Genomic DNA, 15,803 nt, shown 5'->3' with positions numbered 1-15,803 from the left:
GGCCATCGCGTCTCTCCGCTAGAACTGGAAGTAGATGAACGGCGCCGAAGCCGACGGGGCCAAGACGACGATCGCATACAGCAGGACAAAGCCGAACGCCGCCTGAGCCAGCGCGCCGCGGTTGTCGAGCACGACGCCCATCGCCGCGCGGGTTTGCGGCGGCGCGATCTGGGTCAGCGCGCCGCAGGCGATCAACGGCAGCACCACCGCCGGCATGGTCGAGGCGGCGCCATTGTCGGTCCACACGCCCGAGAGGAACTGGCCGACGGCGTCGAGCGAGGGCGCGCGGAAGAACAGCCAGGCGAGACAGACGAAATTGAAGGTCAGCGCCCAATCGACGACACGGACGATCGGCCCCCCGCCCCAGCGCGCGAAGGCGGCGCTGCGCCGCCAGGCATGGTCGACGACCAGCGCCGCGCCGTGCATCGCGCCCCAGATCAGGAAAGTCCAGTTGGCGCCGTGCCACAGGCCGCCGAGCGTCATCGTCAGCATCAGGTTGCGCGCCGTCGCCCAGGCGCCGTGGCGGTTGCCGCCGAGCGGAATGTAGAGGTAGTCGCGCAGCCAGTTCGACAGCGTCATGTGCCAGCGCCGCCAGAAATCGCCGATGCCGAGCGCGCGATAGGGCTGGTTGAAATTCTGCGGAAAGCGGTAGCCGAGCAGCGCCGCCACGCCGATGGCGATGTCGGTGTAGGCGGAGAAATCGGCGTAAATCTGGATCGCGTAGGCGTAGACCGCCATGATCAGATCGAAGCGCGAAAACTGCGACGGATCGGTGAAGACCGGATCGACGAAGCGCACCGCCAGGTAGTTGGCGATCACCATCTTCTTGAACAGGCCGCCAAGGATCAGCAGCATGTTCTCGCCGAAGGAGAAATCGCCGGCGCGGCGCGGCGAAGCGAGCTGCGGCAGGAATTCGTGGGCGCGCACGATCGGCCCCGCCACCAGATGTGGGAAGAAGCTGACGTAGAGCAGGATGTCGAGCGGCGAGCGCGAGGCGGGAATCCGGCCGCGGTAGACGTCGACGACATAGGAAATGGCGTGGAAAGTGAGGAACGAGATCGCCACCGGCAGCGTGACGTTGACGAAGCCGAGCGGCAGATCGAAGCCGAGCATGTGGGCGAGGTTCAGCGCCTGGGCGATGAAGAAGTCGAGGTATTTGAAATAGGCGAGGATGGCGAGGTCGAGTGCGACGCCGGCGCCGAGCGCGAGGCGGCGAAAGGGCCGCTGCGCCGACGCGTCGACATAGAGGCCGACGACATAGGAGATCGCCCCGCTCGCCAACAGCAGAAACAGGAAGCGCCAGTTCCACGACGCGTAGAACGCGAGGCTCAGCGCGAGGAGGACGTATTTCTTGACGGTGTTGTAGGGGTTGAGACCCCAAACCAATATGAACGAGAACGCGAAGAACAGACCAAAATCAATTGTTGGAAACAACATGGGCGCTGGTCTGCCGGCCTTCGATCAGGGGGATGAGAAAATCCGCAAATCGGTCGGCGCTCTGCTTATAACCTTCTGTCGTCATATGCACGTAATCGTGGGCCATCAGCGGCGGGTCGGCCGCGGCCCACACTTGCGCGCCGCATGGGCTCGGCATCGCCGACGACCAGTCCCAGAAATCGGCTTCGAGCCGCATCGCCAGGCGGCGCTGCGCTTCGCGCACCTGGGCGAGCTTGGGCGGCGTCGGCAGATGGCAGGCGGCGCCGTCGGCGCCCGCCGACGTCGCGCAGCCGGGCGCGCCGGGCTTGCAGGCGCCGCCCGCGCGCGCGCCGTCTGGCGGGCCGACGATGACGATGCGCGCCTGCGGCCTGAGCGACTTCAGTCGCTTGACGATCTGCTCGTACTGCGCGGCATAGGCGCCGACGTCGAGCGCATCGTTGAAGCCCTCGTTGGTGCCGAAGGCGAGGACGATGACGTCGGGCGCAATGCGCTTGAGGTCGTCGGCGAGATTGTCGTCGGCGAGCTTCTGCAGCAGTTGCACCGTCGCGCCGGGGAAGCCGAGGCTGACGTAGGAAACGCCGTCGCCTTCGCGATTGACCTCGACGCCGGTGACGGTCACCGGCGCGTCGGTCAGCGAGCGCACCGCAATGTCGTGGAAACCGTGCGCGCCGTGATCGGCGGCGTTGACGTCGAGCGTCGCGCGCTGATCGGCGGCGCCGTCGAGGCTGATGTCGCCGCTCGGCTCGCCGTCGACCAGAACCTCGGCGCGGCCGCCGCCCGGCTGCTTGAGGAACGCGACCTGAACGCTGTCGTAGGCGAGGCCGCCCTTCGCCTTGAGGCTGAGCGACGCGCCGGCGCGATGGGCGACCGCGTTGAAGCCGGAGAGGTAGAAGCGGCGGGTCTCGTCCGATTTCTGCAGCGCCTCGTAGCTCCAGCCGTCGGACGCGTCGCTGTCGAACAGGGCCGAGCGTACGCCGGGGTGAGGCTTGCCCGGAACGAGATAGTCCATGCCGCCGGCGCCGAAGGTCTGCTGCAGCCGCTCGCGCACCCGGCCGGTGAAGAAATCGGCGGCGGTGTGGCTGTCGCCGAGCTGCAGCACAGTCAGCCGGCGCGCGGCGAAGAAGTCGGGCTCGAGCTCGCCGTAAGCGGTGAGTTCGGGGCTTGGCCGCTCCGCCGCCGGCAGCGCCGCCTCGAGCGCGGACAGCGCGCCGACGTTTCGGGCGCGTCCGAGCGGAGCGAGACCGGCGTTCGGCAGCGTCGGCTTGGCCATCATCGCCACCCGCAGCAGCTTGTCGCCGGAGCTGGGCGGCCCGGCGGCGCGCGCGGTCGTCTTCGGCGGCCCGCTGCGGCCTGGGTTTCGCCAGACGTCGAAGCGCGGATCGGCGCCGGCGAGCGCGACGAGTCGCTGGGCGGCGGGCAGTCGCAGTCGGCTCGCCGATTGCAGCGACTGCTCAGCGGCGCTGACGTTCGTGGGCGCGCTCACGTCGATCTTCGCGGTGAGGGTCGCCCCCACCGCGCCGATCAGCAGGGCCGAGGCCCAGGCGAGCAGCGCAACCGAACTTCGCAAGCCCTATTTCGCTCCCATCTGTTCGCACTCGGCGGCGACGTCGCGGCCGCGTTGCTTCAGGCTGTCCATGATCGCCGGAAAGAAGGCGTCCATGACCATGTCGTAGCCGGCCGTGGTGAAGTGCACCCCGTCGGGCGCGCGCACCTGCACCAGGGTCTGCTTGGCGTTGGGCAGGAACGGTTTGTAGACGTCGGGCGGCGGCTGCGAGGTCCACGGCGCCACATAGACGGCGCTCGGCGAGGCGACATGGGCCACCGCGTCCGCAAACAGCTTGTTCTTGGCGGCGGCGTCGGCGTTGGCGGCGGCGTCGAGCATGACCGGCAGCCCCATCACCAGGACCGACGAACCGTGCGACAGGGCGCTGTGGACCACATCCTCGACGATTCCCTCGTAGCGGCCGTCGTAATCCGGGCCGCCAAATTCGGTCCGCTTCTTGTCGACGTCGACGATCGACTGGCGATCGTTGACGCCGAACGAGCCAACAAAAAGGTCAGCCCCCGGATCCGTGGCGATCGCCCCCACCTCGTCGACCCAGTTATACTGATCGAGTCGGGTCAACCCGGTGCCGTTCTTCGCTCGGCGGATCAGCTTCACCTTATCCGCCAAACATTTGTCTTTTCCGAGGCGGCGAAACATCGCGCCCCACAGACCGTCGGCCATCGAATCGCCGACGAAGGCGATGTGCAGCGTCGCCGGGCCTTCGGCCGACGCCACGGCCGGCGCCCCGATCGCGGCGACGGCGGCGAACGCGACCAACACGACGCAACGCGTCGAAACCGAGAACCCGGACTTCAACATCCTTCACGCGCCTTCGGCTAGCGATTGCTCAAGTCCGCGCGGCCGCGGCAGGCGTCGCCAATGGGGCGACGTGCTTCTTTTTCTTATGTTTTTTCCCGCTTGACCCCTTCTTGCCGCTCGCAACGACCGGCTTGTGGTCGCTTGCGGCGACTTCGACGATCGGTATCCCCGCAACGGACGCCGCCTTCTGCCACAACAGCCTGTAGCCCGCCATAGTAAAGTGGACGCCGTCGCCGGCGTGCAGCCCCGGGGCGCAGAACTCGGGGGTCTGGGCTGAGACGTAAGCCACTGAAGTGCCAGCCAAAGTCGCCGCGATGACCTTGTCGAGCCGCTCGGAATGGACCTCCCAGGCGGTGCGCACGCACGGCGGACCGAGCCAGGTGAGCTTGATGCCCTGCTCGCGCGCGGCGGCGACAATCTGCGCGATGCGCGGCTGCTGCTCGTCGAGGCCGGCGACCGCGTCGTTGGTGCCCAGGCTCATGACGACGTTCGCGCCGCGCGGCATATCCCGGATTTGTTCAAAGATTTTGGGGGTGTAGATCGCGACGTTAAAGCGATTTGCGGGCGACGGAATGTCCGAGGCGAGGTGCAGGCCCTCGCCGATGCTGTCGCCGATGATACGAACCTCTTCGGCCCGCGCCGCCGCCGGCGCGACGCCGGCCAACAGCAGCAAAAGAGCGATGCGGCGCAAACACATAGGGTCACCAAGCAGAAGCGCGTCGCGACGACGAAACCACGCTATGGTTAACCCCCTGTGAACGCCAGCCGTCGACGCGGCCCGAGCGGCGCTTTCCCCGGCTTTCAGTCGCAGCGGCGGCGCCAGCGGCCGTAGCGCCACGGCGTCAGCCATGACGCGCGGCGGGGCGGCGTTGGCGGCGGCGGATCGTAACCCGACCCGCCCCAGGGATGGCAGCGGCAGATCCGCGCCGTCGCCATCCAGCCGCCCGCCCACAGGCCATGCCGACGGATCGCTTCGTCGGCATAGGCCGAGCAGGTCGGCAGGTAACGGCAACGGCTGCCCAGCAGGGCCGAAAAGCTCAATTGGTAGAAGCGGATCAGCAGGTGGGCGGCCTGCCGCGGCGCCTGCCCCAAGGCCGTCATCGATCGGTCCCGGCGGCCGCTTCGGCCCGCCGCCGCAGCGCGTCGATCTTGCCCAGCGCCTCGGCCACCGCGTCGAACGTCAGCAGGGTCGCGGCGTGGCGCGACGGCAGGTCGCGCACTGGCTCGAGCACGGCGAATTCCGCCCATTCGCCCGCCGGCGGCGGTCCGTTTTCCTTGAGCATGCGCCGGACCGTCTCGCGCAGCGCGATCAGCGCCTCGGGCGCGGCGCCGACGATATGGCGCGCCATCAGCGAAGACGCGGCCTGGCCCAAGGCGCAGGCGCGCACGTCATGGGCGAAGTCGGCGACCCGGCCGTCGCTGAGGCGCAGATCGATCGTGACCTTCGAGCCGCAGATGGGCGAACGCACGGACGCGCTGGCGTCGGGCGCGGCGAGCCGGCCGAGGCGCGGAATGTCGGCGGCGAGCTCGAGGATGCGCGCCGTATAGATCGCATCGAAATCGTCGTTAGCCATGACGCTCAGGCGAGGCGGCTTTTCACGCCGCCGGAGGTAACTATATAGGAGGCTCGACCGACCAAAGCGAGCGCCAGAGGTGGCCGCCCGGCCGCCGAATTGCTAGAAGAGCCCCATGGACGACATTGTGACCCGCGACCAGCGCCGCACTGAGGCCACCCGCGACGAGCGCGGCGCCGAAGCGCCCGCTCGCCCCACGCGCGAGGAAGCCGAGGCGGCGGTCCGCACCCTGATCGCCTGGGCCGGCGACAATCCCGATCGCGAGGGGCTGCTCGACACCCCGCGCCGGGTGGTCAAGGCCTATGAGGAACTGTTCGCCGGCTACCGTCAGGACCCCAGCGAGCACTTGTCGCGCGTGTTCGACGACGTCGACGGCTACAAGGACCTGATCCTCATCCGCGACATTCCCTTCATCTCGCATTGCGAGCACCACATCGCGCCGTTCATCGGCAAGGCTCACATCGCCTATTACCCGCGCCTCGGCGTCGTCGGCCTGTCGAAGCTGGCGCGCATCGTCGACACGTTCGCGCGCCGGCTGCAAACCCAGGAAGCGCTGTCGTCCCAGATCGTCAACGCGATCGACGGCGCGCTCAACACCCGCGGCGTCGCGGTGATGATCGAGGCCGAGCACACCTGCATGTCGATGCGCGGCGTGAAGAAGGATGGCGTCTCGACCGTGACGACGCAGTTCACCGGCGTCTTCCGCTCGCAGCCGAACGAACAGACCCGCTTCCTCACGCTGCTGCGCGGCGCGCATTGATCATGCCCGGCGCGGCGGCAAACGATCTGGAGGAAGGCGCCGCCTTCACCCCGCGCTTCTCGGCTGACGGGCTGGTGACCTGCGTCGCGGTCGAGGCCGACAGCGGCGAAGTGTTGATGCTCGCCCACATGAACGCCGAGGCGATCGAGAAAACGCTGGCGACCGGCGTGATGCACTATTGGTCGCGCTCGCGCCAAAGGCTGTGGCGCAAGGGCGACACGTCCGGCCAGGTCCAGACCGTGGTCGAGCTCAGGGTCGACTGCGACCAGGACGCGCTGCTCGCCCGGGTCAAGGTCGGCGGCGACGGCGGGGCCTGCCACACCGGCCGTCGATCGTGTTTCTATCGCCGCGTCGAAGCCGCGGCCGACGGCGCGCGGTTGGCGCCGGTCGAAGGCGTGTAGTCCCTCTTCGCAGCCGAGCGCGGCAGACCCGCTCGCGAAGCGGGAGCGCGACGCAAGCGAAGGGGGTCGTGGATGGCGGCCGGCGCTCCTTGTTGCATCGGGAGCGCGGCCGACCGGCGAGGCTTGAGCCATGGCGGACGATCTTCTCCGCAAGACCGAAATCGAGACCGCGGCGGGCGGCCGCGGGCGCGCCGGGCCGCGGATCGGCCTCGCGCTCGGCGCCGGCGCGGCGCGCGGCTGGGCGCATATCGGCGCGCTGCACGAACTCAAGGCGATGGGCCTGGTTCCCGATGTCGTGGTCGGATCGTCGATCGGGGCCCTGGTCGGCGGTTGCTTCGCCGCCGGCCGGCTCGACGAGCTCGAGTCTTTCGCCCGCTCGCTCAACAAGCGGCGCGTGTTCGGCCTGCTCGACTTCTCCTTCAGCGGCGCCGGCCTGATCGGCGGCGATCGGCTGCGCGTCAAATTGCAGGAATCGATCGGCGCGATGCGGATCGAAGACCTGCCGATGCGCTTCGCCGGCGTCGCGACCGAACTGGACACCGGGCACGAGGTGTGGCTGCGCCGGGGCTCGCTGGTCGACGCGATACGCGCCTCCTACGCCCTGCCCGGCGTGTTCGAGCCGGTCAGGCTCGGCCGGCGCTGGCTGATCGACGGCGCGGTCGTCAATCCGGTGCCGGTCAGCGTCGCGCGCGCGCTCGGGGCCGAACGCGTCGTCGCGCTCAGCATCACAGTCGACGGCACCGGCCGCGGCGCGACCCGACACGACGGGATCGAGGCCGACCTGGCTGAAGACGAAGCGCCGCCGGCCGCCCGCCGCGGCGCGGGGCTGCTGCGCCGCGGTCGATCGGGCGCGAGCGCGCCGGGGCTCGCCTCGGTGATGGCCAACGCGTTCAACATCACCCAGGACCGGCTGATGCGCTCGCGTCTCGCCGGCGACCCGCCCGACGTGCTGATCAATCTCAAGGTCGGCCGGATCGGCGTGTTCGAGTTCGACCGCGCCGAAGAGCTGATCGCGCTCGGGCGCGAGGCGGTGCGGCGCGCGCGCGACGACATCGCCGAATGCTTCGATCTCGCGCCCGCCGCCGAGGGCTGACCCAGCCCGACGCTCAGGCGGCGCCGATGTAGTCGCGCAGCGCCCGACGTTCGCTGTCGATCGTGTTGACGTGGCGTTTGACGACGTCGCCGATCGAGACGATGCCGACCAGCCGCCCGTTCTCGACCACCGGCAGATGGCGGAAGCGGCCTTCGGTCATCAGTTCCATCACCCGGTCGATCGAGGCGCTTTCGTCGACGGTCGTCACTTTCGCCGTCATGTAACGCGACACCGGTTCTTCCAGGACGCTCGACGGACCCGTGCCGATCGCGCGCACGATATCGCGTTCCGAGACGATGCCGAGCACGGCCTGGGCCGCGTCGGAGACGATGACGGCGCCGACGCCCCGGGACGCGAGCTGCGCTGCAACTTCCTTAACGGTGCGGTGCGGTTGAGTCGTGAGGACATCTCTGCCCTTGTCCGCGAGAATTCGCGCGACGGTCATGCGTTTCTCCCTGCGAAGGCGGTCGCTTGGCGGACCGGCCTGCGGGAGAGGATGCGCTCGCCTGGGCGCCCGATCAAGCGCAATTCTCTCAAATGCCCCGGGCGGAGCGATCAGCGCAGGCCCGCGTCGACGAGAAGACAATGCTTGGTGATCATCCGGCTGTCGTCGGCGGCGAGGAACAGCGCTGCGCTGGCGACCGCTTCCGGAGCGATCGCTTGCGGCAGACATTGGCGCGCGACCATCGCCGCGACATCGGCGTCGGTGGTGAACCACAACCGCCGCTGCCGCTCGGTCATCACCGCCCCGGGCGCTATGCAATTGACGCGAATGTTGTCGCCGCCGAGTTCGTGCGCCAGGCTGTTGGTGAGGCCGACGACCGCCGCCTTGGCGGCCGCATAGACGGTCAAGCGCGGCGAACCGATCATCCATACGGTGGAAGAGAAATTGACGATCGAGCCGCCGCCGATTTCGCGCATCGACTGAGCGGCGATTTGCGCGGCGAAGAACTGGTGCTTGAGGTTGACCGCCATCGTAAAGTCCCAGTCGGCCTCGGTGACGTCGGCGAAGGCGCGTCGCGTATCGTTGGCGGCGTTGTTGACCAGGACGCCGATCGGTCCGAGCCGCTGGCGCGTCTCGACCATCGCCGATTCGAGCGCGGCGAGGTTGGTCAGGTCGCATTCGATGAACAACGGCTTCTGCGGACCGACGGCGCGCTCGACCACCTTGAGCGATTCGTCCTTGGCGATGTCGACGAAGGCGACGTTCGACCCTTGCGCAACGAAGGCCTCGACCATCGCCGCGCCGATCCCCGATCCGCCGCCGGTGATGAAGACGACGCGGTCGTGCAAGCTGGGATAGCGGGCGTGCGACAAGCGACTGGGCTCCTTGGCGGGAAACGGCGGAGGCGGAGCGTAGCAGCGCCGGGCGCAGCGCGGCAATCGCCGCGCTGTGGTCAAAATCCAACGTTTTGCCCCCGCCCCCTCGGACCTTCCGCCGCCGCCACCGGCGCTCGTCGCCGACATTGACGAGGAGCGGCTGTCGGAAACGCCGATTAGCACTCTCTTGTAACGAGTGCCAACGATAGCCATCTAGGCCAAGCGTCAGACTCGCGCCGAGAGCCGGGGCATTTGCCCTGAGCCGGCGTCGTCTGCTGACCAGAAACGGACCCCATGAAATTTCGTCCGCTGCACGACCGCGTCGTGATCCGTCGCATTGAGGGCGAGGACAAGACGAAAGGCGGCATCCTGATTCCCGACACCGTCAAAGAGAAGCCGCAAGAGGGCGAAATCGTCGCCGTCGGCCCCGGCGCGCGCGATGAAAGCGGCAAGCTCATCGCGCTCGAAGTCAAAGCCGGCGACCGCGTGCTGTTCGGCAAATGGTCGGGTTCCGAGGTCAAGATCGACGGCGAAGACCTTCTGATCATGAAAGAATCCGACATCCTAGGGGTGATCGAGAGCGCGACTGCAGCCAAGAAGGCCGCCTGAACGACGCTGCCCACCCCTCAAACACAGGAACGAAAACCATGTCCGCCAAAGACGTAAGATTCTCCACCGACGCTCGCGAGCGCATGCTGCACGGCGTCGAAATCCTCAATAACGCCGTCAAGGTGACGCTCGGCCCCAAGGGGCGCAACGTCATTCTCGATCGGTCCTACGGCGCGCCGCACATCACCAAGGACGGCGTCGCCGTGGCGAAGGAGATCGAGCTCGCCGACAAATTCGAGAACATGGGCGCGCAAATGGTGCGCGAGGTCGCCTCGAAGACCAATGATCTCGCCGGCGACGGCACGACGACGGCGACAGTCCTGGCCGCATCGATCATGCGCGAAGGCCTCAAGCTCGTCGCCGCCGGCATGAACCCGATGGACCTGAAGCGCGGCGTCGACATTGCCGTGACGGCGGTGGTGAAAGACATCGAGCGCCGCGCCAAGAAGGTGCAGTCCTCGGAGGAGATCGCCCAAGTCGGCACAATCGCCGCCAACGGCGACAAGTCGATCGGCGAAATGATCGCCAAGGCGATGAAGAAGGTCGGCGCCGAGGGCGTCATCACGATCGAGGAAGCCAAGACCGCCGAAACCGAACTCGACATCGTCGAGGGCATGCAGTTCGATCGCGGCTATCTCTCGCCTTACTTCGTCACCAACGCCGAGAAGATGATCGTCGAGCTGGAGGATCCCTACATCCTCATCCACGAAAAGAAGCTCTCCTCGCTGCAGGCGATGCTGCCGCTGCTCGAAGCAGTCGTCCAGGCGGGCAAGCCGCTGCTGATCATCGCCGAAGACATCGACGGCGAGGCGCTGGCGACGCTGGTCGTCAACAAGCTGCGCGGCGGCCTCAAGGTCGCCGCCGTCAAGGCCCCCGGCTTCGGCGATCGCCGCAAGGCGATGCTCGAAGACATCGCGACGCTCAGCGCCGGCGACGTGATCGCCGAGGATCTCGGCGTCAAGCTCGAAAAGGTCACGCTCGACATGCTCGGGCGGGCCAAGCGGGTGCGGATCGAGAAGGAAAACACCACGATCATCGACGGCGCCGGCAAGAAAGCCGACATCGAGGCGCGCGTCGCTCAGATCAAGTCGCAGATCGAGGAGACGACCTCGGATTACGACAAGGAGAAGCTTCAGGAGCGTTTGGCGAAGTTGGCGGGCGGCGTCGCGATCATCCGCGTCGGCGGCTCCACCGAAGTCGAGGTCAAGGAGAAGAAGGATCGCGTCGACGATGCGGTCAACGCCACCAAGGCCGCGGTCGCGGAAGGCGTCGTTCCCGGCGGCGGCGTCGCGTTGCTGCGAGCCAAGGCTTCGGTCGGCAAGCTCAGCGACGAAAACGCCGACATCCAGTCGGGCATCGACATCGTCCTCAAGGCGCTCGAAGCGCCGATCCGTCAGATCGTCGAGAATTCGGGCGGCGAAGGCTCGATCGTGGTCGGAAAGATCCTCGGCGAGAAATCGCAGACCTACGGCTTCGACGCCCAGACCGAGCAATTTGTCGACATGCTCGCCGCCGGCATTCTCGATCCCGCCAAGGTGGTGCGGATCGCGCTCCAAGACGCGGCTTCGATCGCCGGCCTGATGATCACGACCGAGGCCATGGTCGCCGAAAGACCGAAGAAGGACGCGCCGGCGATGCCCGAAGGCGGCATGGGCGGCATGGACTATTGATCGCCTGACTCGCTGAGGATGAAAATCACTTGCGACGCGCCAGGCCGGCGCGCCGCAAGTCCGCGTTGGGGAGGACTCGATCCTCCCGTCATCGCTCGCCGAGCTTCGCTCTCTTCGTCGCAACAATCGGCTTTGACGCCGACCGTCGGGCGCGCGCGCAGCGGTCGGGAGACGCTCTTTGCCGGGTTCACTCCTGGCGTCGCGGGGGTCTGTTCCGTTCGCCGACGCTTTTGCGAAATCCGCTCATGCGGGCTCACTGCGCTTTCACCGCGCGGCGGAAAGGTCAAATTGAGATTTCTCTCCAGCCGCGCCTTCGAAAGCGTGACGCGGTCGCCGCCCTGGGACAACCGGGAGCCCATCCGCGAGGAGTTGTTCAGCGCCGAACGCCTCGAGGAGCATGCGCGAAGTCTCGCGCTGGCGCAGATCGTCTCGTCCAAGACGACCAAGGGTCAGCCGCTGGCGCGGCGGCTCGCCGACAACGGCGCCGTTCTGCTCGAGGCTTACCGCGCGATCGTCAAGGCGATCAACGAGGGACGCGCCATAACGCCGGCGGCGGAATGGCTCATCGACAATTATCATCTCGTCGAGAAGCAGATCCGCGAGCTTCGCTTGGACCTGCCGCCCGGCTACTACCGCCAGCTTCCCAAGCTCGCCTCGGGCCCCTTCGCCGGCTATCCCCGCGTCTTCGGCGTGACCTGGGCCTTCGTCGCCCATACCGACAGCCGCTTCGACGCCGAAATGCTGGTCCGCTACGTCAGGGCCTATCAGGAGGTGCAGCCGCTCACCATTGGCGAACTCTGGGCGGTGTCGATCACGCTGCGGATTGTGCTGGTCGAGAATCTTGGACGCCTCGGGCGGCAGATCACGCAGAGCCGCGCCGCGCGCACCGTGGCGGACGGGCTCGCCGACCGCTTGCTCGGGACCGGGGGACAACCCGCCGAGTCCGTCGCCGTCGTCCTTTTCGCCCACGAGCGCGCGCCGCTTGCCGACGCTTTGGCGGTGCAGCTCGTGCATCGGCTGCGTGACCAGGACCCGAAGATCACGCCGGCGCTGACGTGGCTCGACCAGCGTCTGGCGATCCAAGACACGACGGCGGAAACGGTGGTGCGCGACGTGCATCGCCGGCAAGGCGCCTCGAACGTCACCGTGCGCAACATCATCACCAGCTTGCGCCTGATTTCCGACGTCGACTGGCAGCAATTGTTCGAACGGCTCAGCCTCGTCGACGTTGTTTTCGCCGCCGACGGCCCGTTCGAGACGATGGATCCTCCGACGCGCACGCTTTACCGAAGCGCGGTCGAGGAACTGGCGCGCGGCTCGAACCGCACGGAGCTGGATATCGCCGGCGCCGCGGCGCTCGCGGCCAGTCGCGAGCGGCGTGCGGAGCCGACGGCCGAGCAAGCGCGGCGCGGCGATCCAGGCTACCACTTGCTTGCGGGAGGCCGCCGCGCCTTTGAAATCGCCCTTTCCTATCGCCCGCCGATGCGAAACTGGCTGGCGCGGGTCAACCGATCGCTTGGACTTGGCGGCTACGTGACGGCGATCGCCGTCGTCGCCGCGATCCTTCTTGCGGCGCCGCTGCTGAGCCTCGCCGCGGCCGGAGCCGGCTTGGCCGTTCTCGGCCTGCTTGGCTTCCTGGGCGCAATTCCCGCCATCGACGCCGCCGTCGCGCTGGTCAATCGCGGGGTCAACCTCGGCTTCGCGGCGACGATTCTGCCGGCGCTCGAGCTGCGCGACGGCGTTCCCTCGCATTTGCGCACGCTCGTCGCGGTGCCGACCCTGTTGACAAGCGTGGAAGCCGTGGAAGAGCAAATCCGACGGCTGGAGATTCACCACCTCGCCAGCCCGGAAGGCGATCTGCATTTTGCCCTGGTTTCCGACTGGACGGACTCGGAAACCGAGCACGCCGAAGGCGACGCGGCGCTCGTCGCCGCGGCGGCGGAAGGCGTCGCGCGTCTCAATCTGCGCCATGGTCCGGCGCCGGGCGGCCCGCGCTTTCTGCTCCTGCATCGCCGTCGCGTCTGGAACGAAGGCGAAGCGCGGTGGATCGGCTGGGAGCGCAAGCGCGGCAAGCTGCACGAACTGAACCGGCTGCTGCGCGCCGCGACCGACACCACCTTCATCGACGTCGGCGCCGGGCCGCCTGTCGCGCCCGCCGATATCCGCTACGTCGTGACGCTCGACGCGGACACGCGGTTGCCGCGCGACACGGTGCGCCGCCTTATAGGCAAGATGGCGCACCCGCTGAATCGCCCGCGCTTCGACGCAGCCGCCGGCAGGGTGGTGGAAGGCTACGCGGTGTTGCAGCCGCGCGTCACGCCTTCGCTGCCGATCGGCCAGGAAGGCTCGCAGTTCCAGCGCATCTTCTCCAGCCTGAGCGGAATCGATCCCTACGCCTCGGCTGTCTCGGACGTCTATCAGGATCTGTTCGGCGAAGGCTCCTATGCGGGCAAAGGCATCTACGACGTCGACGCCTTCGAAGCTGCGCTCGCCGGCCGGGCGCCGGATTCGACGCTTCTCAGCCACGATCTGTTCGAAGGCGTGTTCGCGCGCGCCGGACTCGCCTCCGATGTCGAGGTCGTAGAGGAATTCCCAGCCCGCTACGACGTCGGCGCCGTTCGCCATCACCGTTGGGCGCGCGGCGACTGGCAATTGCTGCCCTGGATCTGCGGTCGCGCGACGAGCGCCATCCCTGCGGTCGGCCGGTGGAAGATGCTCGACAATCTGCGTCGAACCCTTTCAGCGCCCGCCGCGGCGCTCGCGCTGCTCGCGGGCTGGGCCTTGCCGTTTCACGCGGCGCTGATCTGGACCCTTTTCGTCGTCCTGACGATCGTGCTGCCGACGCTAATTCCGGTCATTGCCGCCATTCCGCCGCGACGCCCGGGCGTGACGATCTCGAGCCATGTGCGCGCGCTCGGCGGCGATCTCGGTCTTGCCTTGACGCTCTCGACGCTGACCGTCGCGTTCCTGGCGGATCAGGCGTGGCTGATGGCCGATGCGATCGGCCGCACGCTCTGGCGCTTGGGCGTCACCCGGCGCCATCTGCTTGAATGGGTTCCGGCGGCGCAGGCGACGCTCGGACCGCGCCTCGACCTCATGGGCTTGACGCGCCGAATGGCGGCGGCGGTCGTCATTGGCGCCGTCGCGGCGATTGTCGCTCTGGCGTTCGGCCACGGATCGTGGCCTGTCGCGCTTCCGTTCGCCGCGCTGTGGGTCGCCTCGCCGGCGGTCGCGCGCCGCATCAGCTTGCCTCGTGGAGCGACCGCTCAATTGCCGATGTCCGGCGCCGACGCCGAGGCGCTCCGACGAACCGCGCGCCGCACTTGGCGGTTCTTCGAGACGTTCGTCACGCCGGCCGACAACATGCTGCCGCCCGACAACTTTCAGGACAATCCGACGCCGGCGATCGCGCATCGGACATCGCCGACCAACCTCGGCCTCTATCTCCTTTCCGTCGTCAGCGCGCGCGATTTCGGCTGGACCGGAACCGATCGGGCGATCGATCGGCTTGAGGCGACGCTGGCGACGATGGGCGGGCTGCAACGTTTCCGCGGACATTTCTACAATTGGTACGACACCCGCGATCTGCGCCCGCTCGACCCGAGATACGTGTCCACCGTCGACAGCGGCAATCTGGCCGGGCACCTGATCGCGCTGGCGAACGCGTGCCGGGAATGGAAGGTCCGTCCGCTTGCGGCCGAGCGGCGTCTCGACGGCGTCGCCGACGCGCTCGAAATCACCCGCGCGGAATCGGCGCGCCTGCGCGACGGCGGCCAGACCCAGACTGTGACCCTCAGCCAATTCGACGACGCGGTCGCGGCCGTGGCGCTCGCCGTGCGCCAGGCGCGGCTTTCGGACGACGATCTTGCCGCGCGACTCGCGGGTCTTCACGCCGACGCCGAGATCATGGTCGACATCGCCGGAGCGCTGGCGATCGAACGCGGCGACGGCAGCGGCGCCGATATGCTGTTCTGGGCGCAAGCGACTCTGAAAGCGATCGACGCCCACAGCCACGATCTCGCGCAGTTCGCGCACGCGTCTCGCTCTGCGGCGGCGCGGCTTTCGAAGCTGGAGGACACGGCGCGGTCGATGGCGCTGGCGATGGACTTCGGCTTCCTGTTCAACCGCCGTCGCCAACTGCTGTCGATCGGATTTCTCGCGCCGGAAGGCGCGCTCGATACGAATTGCTACGACCTGCTGGCGTCCGAGGCGCGGCTCGCCAGCTTTTTCGCCATCGCCAAAGGCGACATCGCCGCCAAGCACTGGTTCCGGCTCGGCCGCGCCGCGACGCCGGTCGCCCATGGCGCGGCGCTGATTTCGTGGTCGGGATCGATGTTCGAGTATCTGATGCCCTCGCTCGTCATGCGAGCGCCGACGGGAAGCTTGCTCGAGCAGACCAACCGTCTCATCGTGCGCCGGCAGATCGCCTACGCCGCCAAACTCGGCCTGCCTTGGGGCATATCCGAATCCGCCTACAACGCCCGCGACCTGGAGTTCACCTACCAATACTCGAACTTCGGCGTTCCCGGTCTCGGGCTGAAGCGGGGCCTCGGCGAGAACAGGGTCATCGCGCC

Annotated in this window: 13 protein-coding genes and 1 pseudogene; 6 read left to right on the top strand and 8 right to left on the bottom strand. The window is 67.8% G+C overall.

Annotation, left to right across the window (positions count from 1 at the left end; genetic code table 11):
- Positions 1-18 precede the first annotated feature (18 nt).
- The 6 genes from ABSF49_RS13645 to ABSF49_RS13620 all read right to left on the bottom strand — a co-directional run bounded on the left by ABSF49_RS13645 (position 19) and on the right by ABSF49_RS13620 (position 5,376).
- Positions 19-1,437, bottom strand: coding sequence for an MBOAT family O-acyltransferase (locus ABSF49_RS13645; protein WP_424113198.1), 1,419 nt, complete (start codon positions 1,435-1,437; stop codon positions 19-21).
- Entirely contained in the window at positions 1,418-3,004 is a 1,587-nt protein-coding gene (locus ABSF49_RS13640; RefSeq protein WP_424113197.1) for a GDSL-type esterase/lipase family protein, read from the bottom strand. Before ABSF49_RS13640 ends, ABSF49_RS13645 begins: the two co-directional genes overlap by 20 nt.
- Before the next feature lie 3 nt (positions 3,005-3,007).
- A complete protein-coding gene (locus tag ABSF49_RS13635; RefSeq protein WP_424113196.1) occupies positions 3,008-3,802 on the bottom strand; it encodes a DUF459 domain-containing protein in 795 nt (264 codons plus the stop codon).
- Between the two features lie 28 nt (positions 3,803-3,830).
- Positions 3,831-4,493, bottom strand: coding sequence for a GDSL-type esterase/lipase family protein (locus ABSF49_RS13630; protein WP_424113195.1), 663 nt, complete (start codon positions 4,491-4,493; stop codon positions 3,831-3,833).
- Positions 4,494-4,603: 110 nt separating this feature from the next.
- Positions 4,604-4,903, bottom strand: a complete 300-nt coding sequence (gene yidD, locus ABSF49_RS13625; protein ID WP_424113194.1) for a membrane protein insertion efficiency factor YidD — start codon at positions 4,901-4,903, stop codon at positions 4,604-4,606.
- Entirely contained in the window at positions 4,900-5,376 is a 477-nt protein-coding gene (locus ABSF49_RS13620) for an iron-sulfur cluster assembly scaffold protein (RefSeq protein ID WP_424113193.1), read from the bottom strand. Before ABSF49_RS13620 ends, yidD begins: the two co-directional genes overlap by 4 nt.
- A 115-nt stretch (positions 5,377-5,491) precedes the next feature.
- Here ABSF49_RS13620 and folE point away from each other — a divergent pair, with 115 nt between their 5' ends.
- The 3 genes from folE to ABSF49_RS13605 all read left to right on the top strand — a co-directional run bounded on the left by folE (position 5,492) and on the right by ABSF49_RS13605 (position 7,630).
- Positions 5,492-6,136: a GTP cyclohydrolase I FolE gene (gene folE / locus ABSF49_RS13615; protein ID WP_424113192.1), complete on the top strand. Its 645-nt coding sequence runs from the start codon at positions 5,492-5,494 to the stop codon at positions 6,134-6,136.
- A 2-nt stretch (positions 6,137-6,138) separates the two neighbouring features.
- Positions 6,139-6,537, top strand: coding sequence for a phosphoribosyl-AMP cyclohydrolase (hisI, locus tag ABSF49_RS13610; protein ID WP_424113191.1), 399 nt, complete (start codon positions 6,139-6,141; stop codon positions 6,535-6,537).
- Between the two features lie 130 nt (positions 6,538-6,667).
- The gene (locus ABSF49_RS13605) at positions 6,668-7,630 is read left to right on the top strand and encodes a patatin-like phospholipase family protein (RefSeq protein WP_424113190.1); all 963 of its coding nucleotides are present in this window, start codon (positions 6,668-6,670) and stop codon (positions 7,628-7,630) included.
- 13 nt (positions 7,631-7,643) lie between these two features.
- Here the strand turns inward: ABSF49_RS13605 and ABSF49_RS13600 are convergent, their stop codons facing one another.
- Positions 7,644-8,075 (bottom strand): CBS domain-containing protein, encoded by a 432-nt coding sequence (locus tag ABSF49_RS13600; protein WP_424113189.1) that lies wholly within the window; start codon positions 8,073-8,075, stop codon positions 7,644-7,646.
- Positions 8,076-8,185: 110 nt separating this feature from the next.
- Positions 8,186-8,947, bottom strand: coding sequence for an SDR family NAD(P)-dependent oxidoreductase (locus ABSF49_RS13595; protein ID WP_424113188.1), 762 nt, complete (start codon positions 8,945-8,947; stop codon positions 8,186-8,188).
- A 297-nt stretch (positions 8,948-9,244) separates the two neighbouring features.
- On the opposite strand from ABSF49_RS13595, the gene groES reads away from it, so the two are divergent.
- The 3 genes and pseudogenes from groES to ABSF49_RS13580 all read left to right on the top strand — a co-directional run.
- Positions 9,245-9,559: a co-chaperone GroES gene (groES, locus tag ABSF49_RS13590; RefSeq protein ID WP_424113187.1), complete on the top strand. Its 315-nt coding sequence runs from the start codon at positions 9,245-9,247 to the stop codon at positions 9,557-9,559.
- Between the two features lie 38 nt (positions 9,560-9,597).
- Complete coding sequence (gene groL, locus ABSF49_RS13585; protein ID WP_424113186.1) at positions 9,598-11,229, top strand: chaperonin GroEL; 1,632 nt, start codon at positions 9,598-9,600, stop codon at positions 11,227-11,229.
- Positions 11,230-11,517: 288 nt separating this feature from the next.
- Positions 11,518-15,803, top strand: a pseudogene (locus tag ABSF49_RS13580) (glycosyl transferase); the annotation flags it as partial.

This window comes from Roseiarcus sp., assembly GCF_049514155.1.
In the GTDB taxonomy this organism is placed as follows: Bacteria; Pseudomonadota; Alphaproteobacteria; order Rhizobiales; family Beijerinckiaceae; genus Roseiarcus.
The sequence above is the reverse complement of the archived record's forward strand: the minus strand, read 5'-3'. Positions and strand labels throughout refer to the sequence as shown.